The sequence below is a fragment of the uncultured Allobosea sp. genome (assembly GCF_945957345.1).
Lineage (GTDB): Bacteria > Pseudomonadota > Alphaproteobacteria > Rhizobiales > Beijerinckiaceae > Allobosea.
In genome coordinates, this window is sequence record NZ_CAMFKW010000032.1 from 1 (window position 1) to 21,820 (window position 21,820).

The following is a 21,820-nucleotide window of genomic DNA, read 5'->3' on the forward strand; positions in this document are numbered from 1 at the left end:
AGACCTTTTTGGCCCGTGATTTTTCCGGCCGGGGCAGGTTCCCCGGCCTTTCTGCGTTCGAGCGATGCGATGATGGACAAGACTTTCGAACCGGCCGCCGTCGAGGCCCGGATCAGCAAGGCCTGGGACGAGGCCGAAGCCTTCAAGGCGGGCAGGGGCGCGGCCCCCGGCGCCGAGCCCTATTGCATCGTGATCCCGCCGCCGAACGTCACCGGCTCGCTGCATATGGGCCACGCGCTCAACAACACGCTGCAGGACGTGCTCTGCCGCTTCGAGCGCCTGCGCGGCAAGGACGTGCTCTGGCAGCCGGGCACCGACCATGCCGGCATCGCGACGCAGATGGTCGTCGAGCGCAAGCTCGCCGCCGAGAACCGCAGCGACCGCCGCAGCATGGGCCGCGAAGCCTTCCTCGCCGAGGTCTGGAAGTGGAAGGAGGAGTCGGGCGGGACGATCGTCAACCAGCTCCGCCGCCTCGGCGCCTCCTGCGACTGGTCGCGCGAGCGCTTCACCATGGACGAGGGACTCTCGGCCGCCGTCCTCAAGGTCTTCGTCGGCCTGCACAAGCAGGGCCTTGTCTACCGCGCCAAGCGGCTGGTGAACTGGGACCCGAAATTCCAGACCGCGATCTCGGATCTCGAAGTGCTGCAGGTCGAGAAGACCGGCACGTTCAAATGGCAACGCGACGGCGAGGACGCGTTCGACGCCACCAAGCTCGATAAGGCGCTGAGCCGCGACCCGAACGGCCACCTCTACTATTTCAACTACCCGCTCGAAGGCGCGACCTACGATGCGGACGACGCCTCGACCTTCATCACGGTCGCGACGACTCGGCCCGAGACCATGCTCGGCGATACCGGCGTCGCGGTGCACCCCGAGAACGAGACGATCGGCCACCTGATCGGCCGCAACGCCGTGCTGCCGCTGGTCGGCCGCGTCATCCCGATCTTCGGCGACGACTATGCCGATCCCGAGAAGGGCACCGGCGCGGTCAAGATCACGCCGGCGCATGATTTCAACGATTTCGAGGTCGGAAAGCGCCACCAGCTCGACGTCGTCAATATCCTCGACGGCGAGGCGCGCATCCTGCTCGCCGGCAACGAGGAGTTTCTCGCCGGTGCCAAGCCTGAAGCCGAGACGCTGGCGCTCGACGGCGCCGACCGCTTCGTCGCGCGCCGCCGCGTCGTCGAGATGATGGCCGCGCGCGGCCTGCTCGTGAAGGTCGAGCCGAACACCCATACCGTCCCGCATGGCGACCGCTCGGATGTCGTGATCGAGCCCTGGCTGACCGACCAGTGGTATGTCGACGTCAAGCCGCTGGCGCAGCGCTCGATCAAGGCCGTTCAGGACGGCCGCACCAAGTTCACGCCTGAGAACTGGACCAAGGTCTATTACGACTGGCTGGAGAATATCGAGCCCTGGTGCGTCTCGCGCCAGCTCTGGTGGGGCCACCAGATCCCGGCCTGGTACGGGCCGGATGGCGAAGTCTTCGTCGCCGAGTCGGAAGCCGAGGCGCAGACGCTCGCCATGGCGCATTACGGCGACACCGTCGCGCTGACGCGCGACGAGGATGTGCTCGACACCTGGTTCTCCTCGGCGCTCTGGCCGTTCTCGACGCTGGGCTGGCCCGAGCAGACGGCCGAGCTGAAGCACTATTACCCGACGGCGACGCTGGTCACCGCCTTCGACATCATCTTCTTCTGGGTCGCCCGGATGATGATGATGGGCCTCAACTTCATGGACGAGGTGCCGTTCAAGGACGTCTATATCCACGCCATCGTTCGCGACGAGAAGGGCGCGAAGATGTCGAAGTCGAAGGGCAACGTCATCGATCCGCTGACGCTCGTCGACAAATACGGCGCCGATGCGCTGCGCTTCACGCTGTCCGCCATGGCGGCGCAGGGCCGCGACATCAAGCTCAGCACGCAGCGCGTCGAGGGCTATCGCAACTTCGCAACCAAGATCTGGAACGCTGCGCGCTTCGCCGAGCTGAACGGCTGCGCCCGCGCCGAAGGTTTCGATCCGGCCGGCGTCAAGCAGCCCCTCAACCGCTGGATCCTCAGCGAGGCGGCGCAAGCCGCCGAGGACATCGCAGCCGGCATCCCGAGCTTCAAGTTCAACGAGGCGGCGGGCGCGGCCTATCGCTTCGTCTGGAACCAGTTCTGCGACTGGTATCTCGAACTCGCCAAGCCCGTGCTGCAAGGCGAGGGTGTCGATGCCGCCGCCCGCGCCGAGACGCAGGCGACGGTCGCTTACGTCATCGACCTGATTTGCCAGCTGCTGCACCCGTTCATGCCGTTCCTCACCGAGGAGCTCTGGGCGCAGAAGGCCGCGGCCGGCGCACCGCGCAAGCTCGCGGAGGGAGATGCCTCGCTGGTCTGCCTGACCCGCTGGACCGACCTCTCGACCCTCAAGGATACGGCAGCGGAGGCAGAGATCGGCTTCGTCGTCGACCTGATCTCGGACATCCGCTCGGTCCGCTCCGAGGTCAACGTGCCGGCCGGCACGCAGGCGCCGCTCGTCCTCGTCAATGCGTCCGCCGCGACGCGGGCGACAATCGAGAGCTGGCGCCCGATGATCGAGCGCCTCGCGCGCGTCTCCGACATCGCCTTCGAGACGGCGGCGCCGGCCCAGTCGGCCCAGATCATCGTGCGTGGCGAGGTCGCGGCGCTGCCGCTCGCCGGCCTGATCGATCTCGACGCCGAGCGTTCGCGCCTGACCAAGGAGCTCGCCAAGCTCGATCAGGATATCACGGTCGTCGAGAAGAAGCTCGGCAACCCCGATTTCATGGCGCGCGCGCCCGAGGAAATCGTCGAGGAGAATCGCGATCGCAAGGCCGCAGCCGAAGCCCGCAAGCTCAAGGTCGCGGAAGCTCTGGCGCGGCTGGCCTGAGATACCGCAGCCGGTATCCGGCGCGTGATCCGTCCCGTCATGCTCGCCCTTGTGGCGAGCATCCACGTCTTGAACACGGCATTGCATCGGCGAAGACGTGGATGGTCGGGACAAGCCCGACCATGACGCGGTTAGGTTGGGTGCTCATCGGCAACGACGCATTCCGGTCACGCCTCTGTCGTCAAATTGACGCTGGTTCAAGAGAGGACTCGCATTCTCTCGCGGACCCCGCTTAGATGCGCCTGACGCAAACCCGCCATGCAACGCGTGGTGGCTCAAGGACCGGCTGTTCAGAACCCATGCTCAAGCGAGCTTATGACTGGTGCGTTTCATACGCCTCCCATCCTGCGGCCCCGTGGCTGCTCTTCGGCATCACCTTCATCGAAAGCTCGTTCAGCCCGCTTCCGCCGATTCCGCTGCTGATTCCCATGTGCATCGCCCGTCCGGACCGGGCCTGGTTCTATGCCGGCATCTGCTCGCTCGGCGCCGTGCTCGGCGGCTATCTCGGCTATGCCATCGGCGCGCTGCTCTATGAGTCGGTCGGCGCCTGGCTGATCGGCATCTACGGCCTGCAGGACAAGGCCGCCAGCCTGATCGCGACTTCGCAGGACTACTGGTTCTGGGTGCTCGTCACCAAGGGCCTGACGCCAATCCCGTTCAAGATCGTCACGATCATGTCCGGCTTCCTGCATTTCGACCTGTGGAAGTTCACCATCGGCATGGTCGTCTCGCGCACCAGCTTCTTCCTGATGATCGCGGTGGCCCTGCGCTTCTACGGCGACGACATCCGCATCTTCATCGAGAAGCATCTGCCGATGGTGGCGCTGGCCCTGCTCGTGGTCGTCGTCGGTGGCTTCTTCATCCTGCCGATGGTGCTCTGAACGGCCGTTACGTCACTCGCCGACCCAGGTTTTGTGACATCGGCGCAACACACGGATGGGAACGGTGACCGGCACCGTTCCTGCGGCCATGATCGCCGCGAAGCCGCCACAAACGAAGCCCAGCAAAACACTGCGTTAAGTGCCTGAGATATATCAAAATCAGGGGTAACGCGCGGAGCCTGGCAGGGTTCCGGACGTTTTTCGGGATTTCGGGGGCGTGATTGCTCCGGACAGGCAGGGCGTGGCACATCTTCGCGCCGTGCTGGTCGGGGACAGGGCGAGTGGCGATGGACGGGCGTGTGTACGACAAGTCGAGGCTGCCGAGCCGCCATGTGAGCGTCGGCCCGGCCAAGGCCCCGCACCGTTCCTATTATTACGCGATGGGCATGACCGCGAAGCAGATCGCGCAGCCCTTCGTCGGCGTCGCCTCCTGCTGGAACGAGGCCGCCCCCTGCAACATCTCGCTGATGCGCCAGGCCCAGGCTGTGAAGAAGGGCGTGGCCTCCGCCAGTGGCACGCCGCGCGAGTTCTGCACGATCACCGTGACCGACGGCATCGCCATGGGCCACCAGGGCATGAAGTCGTCGCTGGCCTCGCGCGAGGTCATCGCCGACTCGGTCGAGCTCACCATGCGCGGCCATTGCTATGATGCGCTTGTTGGCCTCGCCGGCTGCGACAAGTCGCTGCCCGGCATGATGATGGCGATGGTGCGCCTTAACGTGCCGTCGATCTTCATCTATGGCGGCTCGATCCTGCCCGGCAACTTCAAGGGCCGTCCGGTCACCGTGCAGGACGTGTTCGAGGCCGTCGGCAAGCACTCGGTCGGCGCCATGTCGGACGAGGACCTGAAGGAGCTCGAGGAGGTCGCTTGCCCGTCCTCCGGCTCCTGCGGCGCCCAGTTCACCGCCAATACCATGGCGACCGTCGCCGAGGCGATTGGCCTCGCGCTGCCCTATAGCTGCGGCGCGCCGGCGCCCTACGACGTCCGTGACACCTTCTGCTACACCGCCGGCGAGATGGTGATGGAGCTGATCGCGCGGAACATCCGCCCGCGCGACATCGTCACCCGCAAGGCGCTGGAAAACGCCGCGATGGTCGTCGCCGCGACCGGCGGCTCGACCAACGGCGCGCTGCACCTCCCGGCGATCGCGCATGAATGCGGTATCGATTTCGACCTGTTCGAGGTCGCCGAGATCTTCAAGAAGACGCCCTATATCGCCGACCTGAAGCCGGGCGGGAAATACGTCGCCAAGGACATGTTCGAGGTCGGCGGCATCCCGCTGGTGATGAAGAGCCTGCTGGATGCCGGCTATCTGCACGGCGACTGCATGACCGTCACCGGACGTACCATCGCCGAGAACATGGCCTCGGTGAAGTGGAACGACCAGCAGGACGTGGTCTACCGCGCAGACAAGCCGATCACGGTTACTGGCGGTGTCGTCGGACTGCAGGGCAATCTCGCGCCGGAAGGCGCAATCGTGAAGATCGCCGGCATGCCGGAGGATCAGCTCGTCTTCACCGGCCCGGCCCGCTGCTTCGACCGCGAAGAAGATGCCTTCGAGGCGGTCAAGAACCGGACCTACAAGGAAGGCGATGTGCTCGTTATCCGCTACGAGGGCCCGAAAGGCGGCCCCGGCATGCGCGAGATGCTGGCGACCACCGCTGCGCTCTACGGCCAGGGGATGGGCGACAAGGTCGCGCTCATCACCGATGGCCGCTTCTCGGGCGCGACCCGCGGCTTCTGCGTCGGCCATGTCGGGCCTGAAGCCGCCGTCGGTGGCCCGATCGGCCTGATCCGCGACGGCGACATCATCGAACTCGACGCCATCACAGGAAAGCTCGCAGTCCGCCTTTCTGATGCCGAACTTGAAGCGCGTCGTAAGGACTGGAAACCGCGGAAGACCGACTACAATTCCGGCGTGCTGTGGAAATACGCGCAGACGGTCGGCTCCGCCAAAGGCGGCGCCGTCACCCACCCAGGAGGGGCGGCCGAAACCCATTGCTATGCGGATATCTAGCTCGATCATAGCATGCCTGTTCCTGATGCTCGGCGGCCCGCAGGTCGCCCTGGCGCAGGATTTCTCAGGCTCGAAGCCGCTGCTGCCGCCGCGCGCCATTCCGGGCGGGGCGCTGCCGGAGCCGGAGGATTCCGTCCCGGGCGGTCCGGGCGCGGCTGCCGTCGCTCCCGGCCCCGATACGCCCACGGCCCATACGGCGCTGCCGCTCGTGCCCTTCACCAGCGCGCGCGACGCGTTGAAGGCCTGGATGCGCGACTCGACCGCCGGCAACAAGGTCGGCGCCGTCCGCGCGCTCGAATACGCGGCCTCGCAGGGCCATCTCACGGCGCAGTACAAGCTCGGTAGGATGTATGCCGGCGGCGAGGGCGTCCCGGCCAATGATCTCAAGGCCTTCGAGTATTTCTCGAAGATTGCGGACGAGAATGCCGACGCGATGCCCGGTACGGCCGATGCCCGGCTCGTCGGCAGCGCCTTCGTGGCGCTCGGCAACTATTTCTCGGATGGAATCAAGGGCAGCTATGTGAAGCCCAATCCCGACCGGGCCTTCGACATGTTCCACTACGCCGCCTCCTATTTCGGCGATCCGGACGGCCAATACAATCTCGCCCGCCTCTACATGACCGGGCAGGGTGCCAGCCGCGATCCGCGCCAGGCGGCGCGCTGGATGAAGCTCGCGGCCGAGAAGGGCCATGCGCCGGCCCGCGCCGCCTTCGGCGAGATGCTGCTGCGCGGCGGCGAGGGCGTGCCCCGCCAGCCGGTGCTGGGCCTGATGTGGCTCGCCATGGCCCGCGAGGGTGCAGACCCGGCCCGCGAGGCCTGGATCATCGAGCGGCATGACCTGGCCTTCGCGGCGGCTTCGGCCAGCGATCGTTCAGCGGCGCTCGCCCTGATCGAGCGTCAGCACCTGCTGAACTCGCGCGGTGGCAACGCGGCCCAGAACTGAGGCTGATCGCCGTCATTCTCCGGCGAAGCGTCGCTTCGACCCGAGAATATCATGACAAGAATGCGTTGGTTTTCGAGATGCTCACGGCTCGAGCCCGAGCATGACGACCGGTTGCAGCCCTCAGTGCAAGTCTATCATCACCGGGACGTGGTCCGAGGGCTTGTCCCAGCCGCGGACATGTTTTGCGATCTTGACGCCCGCGAGCCGGTCCGCCGCCTGGGGCGAAAGCAGCAGGTGATCGATGCGGATGCCGTTGTTCCGCTGCCAGGCGCCGGCCTGATAATCCCAGAACGTATAGAGCCCGGGCGCATCGGAGGTGCTGCGCAGCGCCTCGGTCAGGCCGAGATTCAGAAGGTCGCGGAAGGCGGCCCGTGTCTGCGGCAGGAACAGCGCATCGCTCACCCAGGCGGCCGGATCGCGGGCGTCGCGCGGCTCGGGGATGACGTTGTAGTCGCCCGCCAGCACCAGCGGCTCCTCATGCTCCATCAGCATCCGGGCATGGGCGGTGAGCCGCTGCATCCAGCCGAGCTTGTAGGGGTACTTCTCGGTATTCGGCGGGTTGCCGTTCGGCAGGTAGATCGAGGCGACGCGGACCACGCCGTCGCCGAGCGGCAGCACACCTTCGAGATAGCGCGCCTGCTCGTCGCCCTCGTCGCCCGGCAGGCCGCGCCGGACATCCTCCAGTCGCGAGCGGCTCAGGATCGCGACGCCGTTGAAGGTCTTCTGCCCGTGGGTCTCGACCTGCCAGCCGGCCGCCTCTATCTCGGCGCGTGGGAAATCAGCATCCACGCACTTGATCTCCTGCAGGCAGAGCGCATCGGGCTCGGCCTCCTTCAGGAAATCGAGGAGATGGCCGAGGCGCTGCCTGACCGAATTGACGTTCCAGGTGGCGATCCGCACGAGACGCTCCGATTCAGACGAGCCGCAGGATAAGCGGCACGGTCGCCGCCAAGGCAAGACCGCAAACGAAAAACTCCCCGCATTGCTGCGGGGAGTCCTTGTCTGCGATCGCGCTGTCGCCTGCTGTCAGGGGCAGGCGCGGACGACGCCGCCAGCGGCGATATAGGTCCCGGTCTCCGGGTTGTAGCTGCGGAAGCGGCGCGAGCAGTAGGCAACCGCATCGGTGTCCTCGACGCTGTAGCCATAGGCGCGCGGCACCGGCCGGGCATAGACCACCGGCGGCGCGACATAGACCGGCTCCGGCTCGTAATAGACCGCCGGGGGCGGGGCGGCCAATGCGCCGGCGGCAAGCGCGCCGCCGAGGATGCCGGCCGCGATGCCGGCGCCGACGGCCGGGCCGCGGCGATAATAGCCGTAGCGGCGATAGTACTGCACGTTCTGGACGAGATCGCTGCCGGGCTGTGCGGTCGCGACGGCCGAGGTCGCGGGAGCCAGCGGGGCAGCCGAAGCTGGAATGGCAAGTAAGGTGCCGCCGGCAAGGGCGGCAGCGACGGCGAGCGTCCTGATCATGTCGAAACTCCTCTGCGATACCTGGCGAGCGGAACTCCGCATGTTCCCCCGTTTGGATTCAAATGTAGCGGTCCCGTGACCACAGGGGAAGCTAGCAGTCAATCCGGGCATAAATGGGCCGTCACGCTCCCGTCGCTTTTGCCCTCGAAAGCAACGCGGTGCCGCTTGCGCAGATGGATTTTCCCCGCCATCTAGCGTTTCACCCACAGACCGACACTCTGCTTGAAAGGATCGGAACCCGACCATGGCGCAACCGCGCGATCCGTCCGCCCAGTCAGCTGCGCTCGCTGCGATGAGGCCGCTGCCGGCCCTCATCTTCAGCTCCCGCTGGCTGCAGCTGCCGCTCTATCTCGGCCTCATCGTGGCGCAATGCGTCTACGTCTTCCTGTTCCTCAAGGAACTCTGGCACCTGATCAGCCACGCCACCTCCTTCAGCGAGCAGCAGATCATGCTGGTCGTGCTGGGGCTGATCGACGTGGTGATGATCTCCAATCTGCTGATCATGGTGATCGTCGGCGGCTACGAGACCTTCGTCTCGCGGCTGCAGCTGCAGGGCCATCCCGACCAGCCGGAATGGCTGAGCCACGTCAATGCCAGCGTGCTCAAGATCAAGCTCGCCATGGCGATCATAGGAATCTCGTCGATCCACTTGCTCAGGACCTTCATCGAGGCTGGCAATATCGGCATCGAAGGCAAGGCGAACTACACCGAGACCGGCGTCCTGCTGCAGACGCTGATCCATGTGGTCTTCATCCTCTCTGCCCTCGGCATCGCCTGGGTCGACCGGATGTCGGCCAGTCCCGCCAAGGGACACTGAGAACGGCCTTTCGAAACAGAAGCGCCCCGCCGATCCGGCGGGGCGTTTTGCTTTTGGGGCGGTGGACCGGAGAACCTTACTGGCCGCGCCCGGTCCGGGCGGCGAAGCGGATTGCTTCCTCGGCGGCGCGGAACAGGGCCTTGGCCTTGTTGATGCACTCCTCCTGCTCGGAGGCGGGGCTCGAATCGTAGACGATGCCGGCGCCGGCCTGGACATGCATACGCCCGTCCTTGACCACCGCCGTACGCAGCACGATGCAGGTGTCCATCTCGCCATTGGCGCCAAAATAACCGATGCAGCCGGCATAGGCGCCGCGCGCATCGCGCTCCAGCTCGTCGATGATCTCCATCGCCCGGACCTTCGGCGCACCCGACACCGTCCCGGCCGGGAAGCCGGCGATGAGGGCGCCGAGTGAATCGTGCTTCGGGTCGATCCTGCCTTCGACATTCGAGACGATGTGCATCACCTGGCTGTAGCGCTCGATGAAGAACGAATCGGTGACCTTGACCGTGCCGATCTCGGCGACGCGGCCGACATCGTTGCGCCCGAGATCGAGCAGCATCAGGTGCTCGGCGCGTTCCTTCGGATCGGCCAGAAGCTCCTCAGCCAGGGCGTTGTCCTCGGCCTCGGTCGCGCCGCGCCGCCGCGTGCCGGCGATCGGCCGGATCGTGACTGTGTCGTCGCGCAGGCGCACCAGGATCTCGGGGCTCGAGCAGACGATCTGGAAACCGCCGAAATCGAGATAGCAGAGGAAGGGCGCCGGATTGACCCGCCGGAGCGCCCGATAGAGCGCGAAAGGCGGCAGGGCGAAGGGCGCCTCGAAGCGCTGCGACAGCACGACCTGGAAGATGTCGCCGGCGCGGATGTACTCCTTCGCCTTGTCGACCATCTCGAGATACTCGGCCTCGCTCGTATTCGAGGTGGTGGCCGGCTCCGGCAGGTTGGCGATGTCGATCTCGGCCTCGGCGGGCAGGGCGCCTTCCAGCGCCTGCACCACGGCCTCCAGCCGCTCCTGCGCCCGCTCAAAGGCATGGCGCGCGCCGACGCCCGGCATATGCCGGACGGGCGTGACGACATGAATCTCGTCGCGCACCGCGTCGAACACCACCATCAAGGTCGGCCGCGTCAGGATGGCGTCTGGCACCCCGGTGCCGGTCTCCTTCGGCTCGGGCAGGCGCTCCATCAGACGCACCATGTCGTAGCCGAGATAGCCGAATACGCCGGAGGCCATCGGCGGCAGCCCCTCGGCTTCCGGAATGGCGCTCTCTTCGAGCAGGGCCCGCAGGCTTTCGAAGGCCGGGCGCGGATCGTCGAGGAAGGTTTCGCCCAGCGCCGTCCGACAGAGCGAGGCCTGGCCGTGATGGCAGCGCCAGATCAGGTCCGGCTCCAGCCCGATCATCGAGTAGCGGCCACGCACGGCGCCGCCCTCGACCGATTCGAGCAGGAAGGCAGGGCCGGTCGTGGCATGGCGCAGCTTCAGGAAGGCGGCGACCGGCGTTTCGCAATCGCCGACCAGCACCTGCCGCAGCAATTGCGGGGCGCCGGTCTCGTAGGTCTGCGCGAAGCGCTCGAAATCCGGGAGCGGCTGCATCGTCAGTTCTGCGCCCCGCCCGTCGCGTTGCGGAAGGCGGCCTCGTTGATGCTGACGCCGAGCTCGGCCTGCCGCTTCGCGACATATTGCAGCATGATGTCCTCGCCGACGCTCTGCGAGAGCAGGCGCTCGAAATTGCCGGCCTCCTGCGTGGTGCGGACATAAGGCGCAACGGTGGCCGAATCGACCTTGAACAGGATGCGCGATCCATCGGCCCCGGCGGCCGAGCCGCTCTTGCCCGCGGCGGTGCCGAAGACCTGAGCGACGACCGTGCCCGGCAGCTCGGGACGCTGGTCCTGCCGGCCGATATCGGCGGCGGTCTCGATGGTCAGCCCGGCCGAGGCCGCGACCACGTCGAAGCTCTCGCCCTTGTCGAGCCGCTCCGAAAGCTCGCGCGCCTTGGTGGAAAGCCTGGATGCAGTCTCGTCGGCGCGCCACCGCTTCTCGACCTCGGCCTTGACCTCGTCGAAGCTGCGCTCGCGCGCCGGGTCGATCTTGGTGACGTCGAACCAGACATAGCCGGTATCGCGGCCCAGGCGGATCGCCTCGTTGTCGACGCCGATATCCGAGCGGAAGATCGCCTGGAGCGTGGCGTCGCCACCCGGCAGCGCCTCCTCCTTCGCGCCGTCGGGACGCGTGAGGCTCGCGCTCATCGGGCCGGCATTGCGCAGCTTGAGATTGAGCTCCTTGGCGATCTCGGCGAGCGGCCGGGCCGAGGCGCGCTGATCCTCGATCTTGTCATGCAGCTCGGTGACCTGGGCAGCGGCGCGGCTGGTCGCCAGCTCCTTCTTCACCTCGGCTTCGACCTCCTCGAACGGGCGGACATGCGCGGCGTCGATCTTGGTCACGCGCAGCAGCACAGTGCCGAACGAGCCTTTGACCGGGGCGCTGACGGCGCCTTCCTCCAGTGCGAAAGCGGCATCACGCACGACGGGGTCGATCATCTGTTCGCGGGTGAAAGTGCCCAGCGTCAGATCGTTGAAAGCGACGTTCCGCTCGGTCGCGATCTCGTCGAAGGTCTCGCCGCCGTCGATCTTGGCCTTGGCGGCCTTCGCTTCCTCTTCGTTCGGGAACTGGATCTGCTGCACGGTGCGCGTCTCGACCGCGGTGAAGCGCTGCGCCTTCGTCGCCTCGTAGCGCGCCTTGGCGTCAGCATCCGTGATCTTGGCCGGGTCGGCCAGTGTCTCGGCGGTGATCGAGAGGATGGCGGCGCTGCGGAACTCCGGCGCGCGGAAGGCGATCTTGCGGTCGTTGAAGAAGGTCTTGAGCTGGTCCTCGCTCGGCGCCGCGATCTCGCCGGCCGCGCTTGCGGGCATGCGGGCGAAGGTGATCGAGCGCTTCTCGTTGCGCAGGCGGTTGCCGACCTCCTGCAGCGCGACCGGAGCGATGAGGCCGCCGGTCAGCATCTCGGAAAGCTGCTGACGCAGGATGGTCGAGCGCTGGAGCGCGACATAGCTCTGCTCGGTATAGCCGTTCGAGCGCAGCAGCTCGTTGAAGCGGGCGGGCGAGAACTGCCCCGCAGCGTCGCGGAAGACCTGGTCGTCGAAGATCAGGTTGCGGATCGTCTCGTCGGAGACGGCGAGCCGCATGCTCTGCGCCGTCTGGTCGAGCGTCGACTCGGTGAGCAGGCGGGAGAGCACCTGCCGGTCGAGGCCCAGGGCACGCGCCATCTCCGGCGAGATCTGGCGGCGCTGCTGGCGGATCAGGTTCTGGATCTCGTTCTGATAGGCCGTGCGCATCTGCTCGACGCCGATCTCGGCTTTGCCGATCTTGGCCACCTCGTTGCGGCCATAGCCGCGGAAGATGTCGCCGACGCCCCAGATGGCGAAGGCGAGGATCAGGATGCCGAACAGGACACTGATGACGAGCTTGCCGAGCAAACCCTGACTCGCCTTGCGGATGCCCTGCATCATCATGGAAGCTGTCTTTCCCTGAACCTGTTCACGGCGCGCAAACGAGCCCGCGCGCGTATTTTCCGGCGCTGCTTATAGGAACCGTCGGCGAAAGCCGCAATCGTCGTCGCAGTCCGATGCGGAGTTGCACGCGATTGCGGCGCCGGCCGGGCGTTGCTAGAGCCGGGATAACGAATTTCGGAGGATCGACGTGACGCGCAGCATCAAGCCGCTGGTGGCGGGCAACTGGAAGATGAACGGCCTGAAGGCCGACCTCGCCATCGCGGCTGGGGTGGCCAAGGGCTACGACGCCGCGCTGAAGCCGAGCGTCGACCTCGCCATCTGCCCGCCCGCCAGCCTTCTGTTCGCCGCGACGGCAGCCCTGATCGGCTCGCGGATCGCGACCGGCGGGCAGGATTGCAGCACGCAAGGCTCCGGCGCCTTCACCGGCGAGGTCTCCGCGGCGATGCTGGCCGATGCCGGTGCCAGTTTCTGCATCGTCGGCCATTCCGAGCGCCGCACGCTCCATGGCGAGACCAACGCCACGGTCAAGGCCAAGGCCGAGGCTGCGCAGAAGGCCTTGCTGTTGCCGATCGTCTGCGTCGGCGAGACCAAGGACGAGCGCGAGGCCGGCAAGGCGCTGGCGGTGGTCAAGAAGCAGCTGCGCGGCTCGGTGCCGGACGGCGCGACGCCTGCGACGCTCGTCGTCGCCTACGAGCCGGTCTGGGCGATCGGCACGGGCCTGACGCCGACCGCGGCCGATGTCGCCGAGATGCATGAGGCGATCCGCGCCGAACTCGGCCGCCTGCTGGGAAAGCAGGCCGCTGCCGGCGTGCGCCTGCTCTATGGCGGCTCGGTGAAGCCTTCGAATGCCGCCGAACTGATGAATGTCGCCAATGTCGACGGGGCGCTCGTCGGCGGCGCCAGCCTCAAGGCCGAAGAATTCCTGGCGATCGCCCGCGCCTGCGCCGGCTGAACACGCCCGACTTGAATAGGCCGGCGCACAGGGGTGGCGCTGCCGGCTCACGCATGTTATGTGCCCCGCCGAATTCGCCTCGACTTTCGAGGAGGAGCGGGTGGCCCTTGGCGGCGGCCCGCGCCATGCCCATTTCGTGAGACCATGCAGAACGTTCTCATCGTCATCCACCTGATCATCGTCGTCGCCCTCGTCGGCGTCGTGCTGCTGCAGCGCTCCGAAGGTGGCGGCCTCGGCATGGGCTCCGGCGGCGGAGGCGGCGTCGGCGGCTTCATGACCGGCCGCGGCCAGGCCAATGCCCTGACGCGCGCGACCGCGATTCTCGCCGGCCTGTTCTTCCTGACCTCGATCGTGCTGGCGGTGATGGCCACGCGCGGCCGCGTCCAGCGCTCGATCATCGACGGGGCGCCCGCGACCTCTGCTCCGGCCACGCCCGGCGCGCCTGCCGGTCCGAGCGCCCCGAATGCCGGCGGCGTCCTCGACCAGCTCCGCCAGATGCAGAACCAGAATCAGGGCGGCGCCCAGCCGCCGACGCCGCCAGCGGCGCCGCAGCAATAAGATGGGGCAGGGCCGGGAAACCGGCCCTTCTCTTTTGAGTATGGAGGGGCCGGGCGACCGGCCTTCTCTTTTGTGGACAAGCGCGCAGGGCAAGGCGGGACTGCTCAGAACGCGCTTAGCGAATCGAACCCGTGGCGATAGAGGTGACCTCCCATGACGCGGTATGTTTTCGTCACCGGCGGCGTGGTGTCCTCGCTTGGCAAAGGCTTGGCGGCGGCGGCTCTCGCAGCCCTTCTCCAGGCTCGCGGCCATACGGTCCGCTTGCGCAAGCTCGACCCCTACCTGAACGTCGATCCGGGCACGATGAGCCCGTATCAGCACGGTGAGGTGTTCGTCACCGACGACGGTGCCGAGACCGATCTCGACCTCGGCCATTACGAGCGCTTCACTGGCCGGCCCTGCAACAAGGGCGACAACATCACCACCGGCCGCATCTACATGGACATCCTGACCAAGGAGCGCCGGGGCGACTATCTCGGCGCGACCATCCAGGTCGTTCCGCATGTCACCAATGCCATCAAGGAATTCATCCTGACCGGCAACGAGGGCTACGACTTCACGCTGGTCGAGATCGGCGGCACGGTCGGCGACATCGAGAGCCTGCCCTTCCTGGAAGCCATCCGCCAGACCAACCAGCAGCTCCCGCGCGGCCAATGCATCTTCGTGCACCTGACGCTGCTGCCCTATATTCCGACCGCAGGTGAGCTGAAGACCAAGCCGACCCAGCATTCGGTTGCCGAATTGCGCTCGATCGGCATCCAGCCTGACATCCTGCTGTGCCGCACCGACCGCGAGATCCCGCGCGAGGAGCGCCGCAAGCTCGCGCTGTTCTGCAATGTCCGCGAGACCGCCGTGATCGAGGCCCGCGACGTCGCTTCGATCTATGACGTGCCGCTGTCCTATCATGCGGAAGGGCTCGATACCGAGGTGCTCGCCGCCTTCGGGATGGACGCCAAGGCGGAGCCCGACGTCACCGGCTGGAAGCGCATCTCCGAGCGCGTGAAGAACCCCGAGGGCGAGGTTACCATCGCCGTCGTCGGCAAGTACACGGGGATGAAGGACGCCTATAAGTCCCTCATCGAGGCGCTGACCCATGGTGGCATCGCCAACAATGTGAAGGTCAATCTCGACTGGATCGAGTCCGAGGTCTTCGAGAAGGAGGACCCGGCGCCCTTCCTCGAGCATGTCCACGGCATCCTCGTGCCCGGCGGCTTCGGCCATCGCGGCGCCGAGGGCAAGATCAAGGCGGCGACCTTCGCGAGGCAGCACAATGTGCCGTATTTCGGCATCTGCTTCGGCATGCAGATGGCCGTGATCGAGGCGGCCCGCTCGCTCGCCGGCATCGAGAACGCCAACTCGACCGAGTTCGGCCCGACACAGGAGCCGGTCGTCGGCCTGATGACCGAATGGATGCGCGGTAACGAGCTGGAAGAGCGCGCGGCTGGCGGCAATCTCGGCGGCACGATGCGGCTTGGCGCCTATGCCTCGACGCTCGCGGCCGGCTCTAAGATCGCCGGGATCTACGGCTCGACCGAGATTTCCGAACGCCATCGCCACCGCTACGAGGTCAACATGGGCTATCGCGAGCAGCTCGAAGCCAAGGGCCTGCGCTTCGCTGGCCTCTCCCCTGACGGCCTGCTGCCCGAGACGGTCGAATATCCCGACCATCCCTGGTTCATCGGCGTGCAGTATCACCCCGAGTTGAAGTCGCGCCCCTTCGAGCCGCACCCTCTCTTCGCCAGCTTCATCGAGGCTGCGAAGGCGCAGAGCCGCCTGGTCTGATTCAGGGTTCGCCGAGCCGCACCGCTGTCCAAGGTAGTCGGTGCTGCTCGAACACCGCCTTGGTCGGCCCGGGAAAGTCCGGGTCGGCAAAGGCGCCGATCGCGACCGCCACGAGTTCCGGCTTGCGCGACGGCTCCCAGAACACCGTGCTCCCGCAAACCGGGCAGAAGTGGTGGAGCACGCGATGGCCGCTATCGGCCGGGCGCTCGTAATCGCTGAAACGCCCAGATATCGTGATCGCATCACGCCCAAAGAAGGCGGCGACGCCATAGGCGCTTCCCGTCCGTCGTTGGCATTCGCGGCAATGGCAGAGCGCGACGAGCGCCGGTTCGCCTGAACAGGCGATGCGCAATTGCCCGCAGCTGCAGCGGGCTTCCCGGTTCTTCATCTCTCGCATCCTCCTTTTAGATGACGGCTTGTGCGGCTTTCGCGTTAGCCTGACTATGTGGCATCGCGGACTGGGAGTCCGCGCGACGGCACGGGCAGGGCGGCATGACGATCTCGATGGCGGGCCTGCCCGCATTCCTCCTCTATTTCGTCGTCGGCGCGGCCCTGATTGCCGCCTTCTCCGCGCTCTATCTGCGCATGACGCCGCATGACGAGATCGCCTTGATCCGCGGCGGCAATCTCTCGGCAGCGGTCGCGCTCGGCGGCAATGTCGTCGGCTTCTCACTGCCGCTGGAGCAGGCGATCTCGCAGGCCAGCAGCATTCCTGACTGCGTGCTCTGGGCGCTCGCCGCGATGATTATCCAGTTCATCGCCTATGGCGTCGCGCGCCTTCTCATTCCCCAACTGTCGCAGAAAATCGAGAACGACAATCTGCCCTCCGCGGTCATGCTCGCAGTGATCGCCGTCGTCTCCGGGACGCTGGCCGCTGCCAGCATGACGGAATGAGGCGGCGATGAAACGCTCCACGCAGATCGGGCTCGGGGCCGCCGGCGTTCTCCTCGTCGCCACCGTCTGGTCGATGACATCAGACAGCCAGGAGGAGAACCTCGTCTATAACAGCCTGAGCGACTGCCGGGCGGCCGGGCAACTCACCGCCCAGCAATGCGAGACTGCCTTTTCGGAAGCGACCGCAACGCGCCTCAAGGACGCGCCGAAATTCCAGAGCCAGAGCGCCTGCGAGACGCAATACGGTGCCAATGGCTGTGGTTCGGCGTCCATCGGCGGCGCGCAGTATTTCATCCCGGCCCTCGCCGGCTTCATGCTCGCGCGGGGTCTCGCCGGAGGCCCGGCGCAGCCCCTGATGCCGCCGACCGCCGCTGCCTGCCCACCGGGCTCGACTTTGCCGGAATGCCAGCAGGCGCGCGCCGCGTCATCGTCTTCGGGCTCCTCGGGCTCTTCGGGCGGGAGCAGTGGCTATTTCGGCAGCCGCTCGCGCGCCTATTCCACCACGACGGGGAGCACCGTCAAAGCCGCTTTCGCCGGAGGCTCTCGCGCAGGCAGCGTCTCGACGACCAGCGCGGCCTCGCGCGGCGGCTTCGGCTCGACCGCGCGCTCCTTCTCCTCGCATTCCTCGTCCTGACATGCGCCGCGTCACGCTTCCGCCGCGCCCGGACTGGGTCGAACAGGTCGAACGCCTCGGCTTCGCCTTTCACACCATCGACGGCGAGACCTATTGGGACGAGAGCGTGGCCTTCGCCTTCACGCTGGAGGAGATCGAGCGCGATATCGAGGGGCCGACCGACGCGATCGAGCAGCTCTGCTTCGCCTTCATAGAGAAGGCGCTCGACAGCGAAGAGATCCTGACCAGGCTCGCGATTCCCGCCGAGCACTGGGGCTATGTCCGCGACAGCTGGCAACGCGGCGAGCGCAATCTCTATGGCAGGCTCGATCTCGCCTATGACGGGCGCGGGCCGGCGAAGCTGCTCGAATACAACGCCGATACGCCGACCGCCCTCTTCGAATCGAGCGTCGTGCAATGGGACTGGCTGGAGCAGGCGATGGCGCGAGGCGCGATCCCGCGCGGCAGCGACCAGTTCAATTCACTGCATGAACGCCTGATCGCGGCCTTCAAAGACCTGCGCGAGCCCTCGCCCTATCGCCTGCACCTGACCTGCGTACAAGGCAGCCCGGAAGACAAGGGCACGGTCGACTATCTCGCCGACTGCGCCGTGCAGGCCGGGCTCGATGCGCGCTTCACCTATATCGAGGAACTCGGGCTGCTCAGCGACGGACGCTTCTGCGACGGCGCCAATCAGCCAATCGAGACCCTGTTCAAGCTCTATCCTTGGGAATGGATGTTCCGGGAGAGCTACGGCAAGGCGCTGGCCGGCTCGGGCTGCCAGTTCATCGAGCCGCCCTGGAAGGCGATCCTCTCCAACAAGGGCCTGCTCGCCTGTCTCTGGGAGATGGAGCCGGGCCATCCCAATCTCCTGCCGGCCTTCTTCGAGGGCGATCCGCGCTGCGCCACACTCTCGCCCCGCCATGTCCGCAAGCCGCTCTATTCGCGCGAGGGCGCCAATGTCACGCTCATGGAACGCGGCCGCGTGCTCGACAGCGACGACGGCCCTTATGGCGCCGAGGGGCATGTCCTGCAGGATGCGGCGACCAACCTGTTCTCCGCCGAGGGCAAATACGCCGTGCTCGGCTCCTGGCTCGTCGCCTCGCAGGCCTGTGGGCTCTGCGTCCGCGAGGACGCCTCGCCAATCACAAAGAACACCTCGCGCTTCCTGCCGCACTATATCGAGCCCTGAACGCGCGACATGACCGCGCCTTGATCTGTGCTAGCCTTGGGCTCCGATACGCCTGTCGACGGAGCCTGCCATGTCTGCAAACGCCTCAACGCCCCGCGGTCTCGACCATCTCGTCATCGGCGTCCGCGACCTCGATGCCGCCTGGCACTTCTACGAGAAGCTCGGCTTCCGTGTCGGCGCCCGCAACCGCCATCCCTGGGGCACCGAGAACCGGATCGTGCAGTTCCCGGGCTCCTTCCTCGAACTGGTGACGATCGCCGATGACGCGGCCATTCCGCCGCATGGCGAGCGCCGCTTCTCCTTCGGCGCCTTCGTGCGGCAGGCGCTGGCGGAACAGGGCGAGGGGCTCTCCATGCTGGTGCTGGAGAGCAAAGACGCCAAGGCCGATGCTGCCGCTTTCAAGGCGCAGGGCATCGGTGATTTCGAGCCCTTCTTCTTCGAGCGCCGGGCAAGGCGGCCGGATGGCAGCGATGTCCGCGTCGCCTTCGAACTCGCCTTCGCCGCCGATTCGCGCGCGCCGGAATGCGGCTTCTTCGTTTGCCAGCAGCTGGAACCGCAGAATTTCTGGAACCCCGAGTTCCAGCAGCATCCGAACGGCGCGACGGCGCTCTCAGCCGCCGTGATGCTGGCGGAGGAGCCGGCCTTCCACCGCGGTTTCCTCTCGGCCTTCAGTGGCGGCGCCGAGGTGCTGGAAGGCAACGAGGATTATGTGCTCGCCCTGCCGCGGGGGCGCATCGACGTGCTCGACCCCGAGGCCGCGCAGGGGGCCTATCTCGTCGAGCCGGATACGACCCCCGCCCGCTTCCTGGGGTTCTGCGTCTCGGTGCCCGATCTCGAAGCCTTGGCGGAGCGTCTGACCGAGAACGAAATCTCGTTCCAGCGCGGCGACGAGCGGCTCTTCGTGCCGGCCGAAGAAGCTTTCGGCTGCATGGTGGCGTTCGAGCAAGGCTGAAGGGCAGAGAGCACGGTCTGACGGAGCCTTACCGTCATGGTCGGGGTTGTCCCGACCATCCACGTCTTCTCCGGTCGCAGGTTGTGTTCAAGACGTGGATGCTCCCCACAAGGGCGAGCATGACGGTCTGGAATGGCGTCGCTTTCATGGGTTCCGGTCTCTGGCCTGTTGCCCACCCGGAATGACGGTGCGGTTCTGCCTCAGGCCTTCGCCTCGACGGGCGGCAAGGAGGCCAGCAGCCCGATCAGCGCGCGGTCGTGCAGCACGACCATGCGCTCTTTGGGCTTCAACCAGATCGCGGCGTCGTCGACCGTCTCGGCATCGACCAGCTTGGCCTGCGCCACGGCACGGTCGGGCTCGATCTCGCCGCGGCGGCGCGACTGGCCATAGGGCAGCATCAGTTCGTGGGCATGGCGCAATTCGGGATCGCCGTGCAGCGCCTTGATCGCGTCGGCATCGTCATAGCCGGCCTTCTCGAACTCGGCCTGCAATTCGTTGGCACGCGTCGCGATCGCGGGCGGGGCGCCTTCCTCCGGCGTCATCAGCAGCTTGTGGCGCTTGAGCCAGAGGCCGATAGCGAGTTGTCCCGAAGCCCATGACAGCGGGATTGCCAGCACGAGGCCGACGATCGTCGGCGACATCCAGGCGAAGAGCGAGGTCGCGATCATGAAGGCCGAAAGGCCGGTGACGAGGCCGAGCACGGTGTGGGTCCGGTGCCGGCGGATGATGTCCTTCAGCGGGATCGAGCCGTCGTCGCGCCGTTGCGGGTTCCAGCCGGTGTCGCGGCCGAGCAGGATCTGGAAGACCGAGCCGGACTGGATCAGCATCATGATCGGCGCGAAGAAGGCCGAGAACAGCACCTCGATCAGCGCCGAGACGATCAGGCGGATCGCGCCGCCGCCGGCCTGCCGGAGCTTTGTGTTGAACAGTGTCAGCAACAGGCCGAACAGCTTCGGCGCCAGCAGGATTCCCATGGTGATCGCGAACAGGCGCAAGGCGCGTTCGGGGTCGAAGCGGGGCCAGACCGGGAAGAGCGTGAATTCCTGGGTGAAATACTCCGGCCGCGCGTAATTGACCTGCAGCACGATCAGGATGCCGACCACAAGCTGCATCAACCACAGCGGCGAGGCGAGATAGCCCATGATGCCGGTGGCGAAATGCTGGCGCGTCGGCATGACGAAGCCCTTGCCGCCCATGATGCGCGAATGCTGGAGATTGCCCTGGCACCAGCGCCGGTCGCGCACCGAAATGTCGATCAGCGAAGGCGGGCTTTCCTCGTAGGAGCCCGTCAGGTCCGGCAGCATGTAGACCGACCAGCCGGCGCGGCGGATCAGTGCCGCCTCGACGAAATCGTGGCTGAGCACATGCCCGCCGAAGGGCGGCTTGCCCTTCAGGTCCGGCAGGCCGCAATGGTCGGCGAAGGCCTTGGTGCGGATGATCGCGTTATGGCCCCAGTAGTTGCCGTCGCGGCCGGACCACATCGCGAGGCCGGTCGCGATGACCGGCCCATAGACCCGCGCCGCGAATTGCTGGAGCCGCGCGAAGAAGGTGTTGCGGTTGATGATCAGCGGCAGCGACTGGATGATGCCCGCATCGGGATCGTTCTCCATCGCAGCGGCAAGGCGCACGATGCAGGTGCCGGTCATCAGGCTGTCGGCGTCGAGCACGACCATATGCTCGTAGAGCCCACCCCAGCGCGTGACGAAATCGGCGATATTGCCGGCCTTGCGATGATGGTTCTTCGGCCGGTGGCGGTAATAGACCCGGCTGTTCGGCCCGAGACGCTCGCGCAGCGCCAGGAAGGCCCGCTCCTCCGCCACCCAGACATCCGGGTTGGTGGTGTCGGAGACGATGAAATAATCGAAATGGTCACCGAGCCCGGTCGCCTCGACCGATTCCCGGATCGCCGCCACCGCCGCGAAGATGCGTGCCGACGACTCGTTGTAGATCGGCATCACCACGACGGTGCGGTGCTTGAGGCTTTCCGCCCGATCCGCCCTGCCGGCGCCGAACAGCACGCCGAAGAAGCCGAGCAGCGCGCTGGTGAAGGCGAGCGCGATCCACGAGAAGTTGATCGTGAACAGCACCAGCAAGGCGTACTGCAGCGAGGTCGTGCGGCTGACCGACACGACATTGTACATTTCCCAGGCGCCGAAGGCGGTGAGCGCGAGCCCGCCGCCGAAGACGAAGAGGCGCTTCAGCCAAGGCGTTTTCCAGTTGGCGGGCGCGGCGGGCGCGCGGCGATCCGAAGCCTTCCAGCTCCTGAACGACTGCACCGGCATGACCAGCGGCTCTTCAGGCGGGGTCGCCGGCTCGCGGGCCGCGCTGTAGCTGCGCTGTTCCGCTTCCATG

The 21,820-nt window shown here is 66.5% G+C and carries 18 protein-coding genes; 12 read left to right on the forward strand and 6 right to left on the reverse strand.

What is annotated here, in order from left to right:
* Window positions 1-69: 69 nt before the first annotated feature.
* The 4 genes from Q0Q36_RS16155 to Q0Q36_RS16170 all read left to right on the forward strand — a co-directional run bounded on the left by Q0Q36_RS16155 (window position 70) and on the right by Q0Q36_RS16170 (window position 6,731).
* Window positions 70-2,889, forward strand: coding sequence for a valine--tRNA ligase (locus tag Q0Q36_RS16155; protein WP_293799279.1), 2,820 nt, complete (start codon window positions 70-72; stop codon window positions 2,887-2,889).
* Between the two features lie 299 nt (window positions 2,890-3,188).
* Entirely contained in the window at window positions 3,189-3,770 is a 582-nt protein-coding gene (locus Q0Q36_RS16160; RefSeq protein WP_293799280.1) for a DedA family protein, read from the forward strand.
* A 287-nt stretch (window positions 3,771-4,057) separates the two neighbouring features.
* Window positions 4,058-5,788 (forward strand): dihydroxy-acid dehydratase, encoded by a 1,731-nt coding sequence (gene ilvD, locus Q0Q36_RS16165; RefSeq protein ID WP_293799281.1) that lies wholly within the window; start codon window positions 4,058-4,060, stop codon window positions 5,786-5,788.
* Complete coding sequence (locus tag Q0Q36_RS16170; RefSeq protein WP_293799282.1) at window positions 5,775-6,731, forward strand: tetratricopeptide repeat protein; 957 nt, start codon at window positions 5,775-5,777, stop codon at window positions 6,729-6,731. The genes ilvD and Q0Q36_RS16170 overlap by 14 nt, the downstream gene beginning before the upstream one ends.
* 120 nt (window positions 6,732-6,851) lie before the next feature.
* On the opposite strand, the gene xth is transcribed toward Q0Q36_RS16170, so the two are convergent.
* Together xth and Q0Q36_RS16180 are read right to left on the reverse strand one after the other, a co-directional pair.
* Window positions 6,852-7,631, reverse strand: coding sequence for an exodeoxyribonuclease III (gene xth / locus Q0Q36_RS16175; protein ID WP_293799283.1), 780 nt, complete (start codon window positions 7,629-7,631; stop codon window positions 6,852-6,854).
* Window positions 7,632-7,757: 126 nt separating this feature from the next.
* Complete coding sequence (locus tag Q0Q36_RS16180; RefSeq protein ID WP_293799284.1) at window positions 7,758-8,201, reverse strand: BA14K family protein; 444 nt, start codon at window positions 8,199-8,201, stop codon at window positions 7,758-7,760.
* A 244-nt stretch (window positions 8,202-8,445) separates the two neighbouring features.
* On the opposite strand from Q0Q36_RS16180, the gene Q0Q36_RS16185 reads away from it, so the two are divergent.
* Window positions 8,446-9,018, forward strand: coding sequence for a TIGR00645 family protein (locus Q0Q36_RS16185; RefSeq protein ID WP_293799285.1), 573 nt, complete (start codon window positions 8,446-8,448; stop codon window positions 9,016-9,018).
* 76 nt (window positions 9,019-9,094) lie between these two features.
* Here Q0Q36_RS16185 and trpE read toward each other — a convergent pair whose 3' ends face one another.
* Both trpE and Q0Q36_RS16195 read right to left on the reverse strand, forming a co-directional pair.
* Window positions 9,095-10,609, reverse strand: a complete 1,515-nt coding sequence (trpE, locus tag Q0Q36_RS16190; protein WP_293799286.1) for an anthranilate synthase component I — start codon at window positions 10,607-10,609, stop codon at window positions 9,095-9,097.
* A gap of 2 nt (window positions 10,610-10,611) precedes the next feature.
* Window positions 10,612-12,525 (reverse strand): peptidylprolyl isomerase, encoded by a 1,914-nt coding sequence (locus tag Q0Q36_RS16195; RefSeq protein ID WP_293799287.1) that lies wholly within the window; start codon window positions 12,523-12,525, stop codon window positions 10,612-10,614.
* A gap of 187 nt (window positions 12,526-12,712) precedes the next feature.
* On the opposite strand from Q0Q36_RS16195, the gene tpiA reads away from it, so the two are divergent.
* The 3 genes from tpiA (at window position 12,713) to Q0Q36_RS16210 (ending at window position 15,817) form a co-directional block, all read left to right on the forward strand.
* The gene (tpiA, locus tag Q0Q36_RS16200; protein ID WP_293799288.1) at window positions 12,713-13,477 is read left to right on the forward strand and encodes a triose-phosphate isomerase; all 765 of its coding nucleotides are present in this window, start codon (window positions 12,713-12,715) and stop codon (window positions 13,475-13,477) included.
* A 144-nt stretch (window positions 13,478-13,621) separates the two neighbouring features.
* Window positions 13,622-14,035, forward strand: a complete 414-nt coding sequence (secG, locus tag Q0Q36_RS16205; protein ID WP_199086330.1) for a preprotein translocase subunit SecG — start codon at window positions 13,622-13,624, stop codon at window positions 14,033-14,035.
* Between the two features lie 153 nt (window positions 14,036-14,188).
* Window positions 14,189-15,817 (forward strand): CTP synthase, encoded by a 1,629-nt coding sequence (locus tag Q0Q36_RS16210; RefSeq protein WP_293799290.1) that lies wholly within the window; start codon window positions 14,189-14,191, stop codon window positions 15,815-15,817.
* 1 nt (window position 15,818) lies between these two features.
* Here the strand turns inward: Q0Q36_RS16210 and Q0Q36_RS16215 are convergent, their stop codons facing one another.
* Entirely contained in the window at window positions 15,819-16,205 is a 387-nt protein-coding gene (locus Q0Q36_RS16215; protein ID WP_293799291.1) for a GFA family protein, read from the reverse strand.
* 104 nt (window positions 16,206-16,309) lie between these two features.
* Between Q0Q36_RS16215 and Q0Q36_RS16220 the strand changes: the two genes are divergently transcribed.
* The 4 genes from Q0Q36_RS16220 (at window position 16,310) to Q0Q36_RS16235 (ending at window position 19,468) form a co-directional block, all read left to right on the forward strand.
* Entirely contained in the window at window positions 16,310-16,711 is a 402-nt protein-coding gene (locus Q0Q36_RS16220) for a DUF350 domain-containing protein (RefSeq protein WP_293799292.1), read from the forward strand.
* A 7-nt stretch (window positions 16,712-16,718) separates the two neighbouring features.
* Entirely contained in the window at window positions 16,719-17,345 is a 627-nt protein-coding gene (locus tag Q0Q36_RS16225) for a DUF1190 domain-containing protein (protein ID WP_293799293.1), read from the forward strand.
* Window position 17,346: 1 nt separating this feature from the next.
* Complete coding sequence (locus tag Q0Q36_RS16230; protein ID WP_293799295.1) at window positions 17,347-18,516, forward strand: glutathionylspermidine synthase family protein; 1,170 nt, start codon at window positions 17,347-17,349, stop codon at window positions 18,514-18,516.
* Between the two features lie 70 nt (window positions 18,517-18,586).
* Window positions 18,587-19,468 (forward strand): VOC family protein, encoded by an 882-nt coding sequence (locus tag Q0Q36_RS16235; RefSeq protein ID WP_293799296.1) that lies wholly within the window; start codon window positions 18,587-18,589, stop codon window positions 19,466-19,468.
* Between the two features lie 200 nt (window positions 19,469-19,668).
* On the opposite strand, the gene mdoH is transcribed toward Q0Q36_RS16235, so the two are convergent.
* Window positions 19,669-21,819 (reverse strand): glucans biosynthesis glucosyltransferase MdoH, encoded by a 2,151-nt coding sequence (gene mdoH / locus Q0Q36_RS16240; protein ID WP_293799341.1) that lies wholly within the window; start codon window positions 21,817-21,819, stop codon window positions 19,669-19,671.
* Window position 21,820: the final 1 nt, after the last annotated feature.

Coding starts and splice junctions, on each gene's coding strand:
- Q0Q36_RS16155 (WP_293799279.1), top strand. CDS start 70: ATGATGGACAAGACTTTCGAACCGGCCGCCGTCGAGGCCCGGATCAGC.
- Q0Q36_RS16160 (WP_293799280.1), top strand. CDS start 3,189: ATGCTCAAGCGAGCTTATGACTGGTGCGTTTCATACGCCTCCCATCCT.
- ilvD (WP_293799281.1), top strand. CDS start 4,058: ATGGACGGGCGTGTGTACGACAAGTCGAGGCTGCCGAGCCGCCATGTG.
- Q0Q36_RS16170 (WP_293799282.1), top strand. CDS start 5,775: ATGCGGATATCTAGCTCGATCATAGCATGCCTGTTCCTGATGCTCGGC.
- Q0Q36_RS16180 (WP_293799284.1), bottom strand. CDS start 8,201: ATGATCAGGACGCTCGCCGTCGCTGCCGCCCTTGCCGGCGGCACCTTA.
- Q0Q36_RS16185 (WP_293799285.1), top strand. CDS start 8,446: ATGGCGCAACCGCGCGATCCGTCCGCCCAGTCAGCTGCGCTCGCTGCG.
- trpE (WP_293799286.1), bottom strand. CDS start 10,609: ATGCAGCCGCTCCCGGATTTCGAGCGCTTCGCGCAGACCTACGAGACC.
- Q0Q36_RS16195 (WP_293799287.1), bottom strand. CDS start 12,525: ATGATGATGCAGGGCATCCGCAAGGCGAGTCAGGGTTTGCTCGGCAAG.
- secG (WP_199086330.1), top strand. CDS start 13,622: ATGCAGAACGTTCTCATCGTCATCCACCTGATCATCGTCGTCGCCCTC.
- Q0Q36_RS16210 (WP_293799290.1), top strand. CDS start 14,189: ATGACGCGGTATGTTTTCGTCACCGGCGGCGTGGTGTCCTCGCTTGGC.
- Q0Q36_RS16215 (WP_293799291.1), bottom strand. CDS start 16,205: ATGAAGAACCGGGAAGCCCGCTGCAGCTGCGGGCAATTGCGCATCGCC.
- Q0Q36_RS16220 (WP_293799292.1), top strand. CDS start 16,310: ATGACGATCTCGATGGCGGGCCTGCCCGCATTCCTCCTCTATTTCGTC.
- Q0Q36_RS16225 (WP_293799293.1), top strand. CDS start 16,719: ATGAAACGCTCCACGCAGATCGGGCTCGGGGCCGCCGGCGTTCTCCTC.
- Q0Q36_RS16230 (WP_293799295.1), top strand. CDS start 17,347: ATGCGCCGCGTCACGCTTCCGCCGCGCCCGGACTGGGTCGAACAGGTC.
- Q0Q36_RS16235 (WP_293799296.1), top strand. CDS start 18,587: ATGTCTGCAAACGCCTCAACGCCCCGCGGTCTCGACCATCTCGTCATC.
- mdoH (WP_293799341.1), bottom strand. CDS start 21,819: ATGGAAGCGGAACAGCGCAGCTACAGCGCGGCCCGCGAGCCGGCGACC.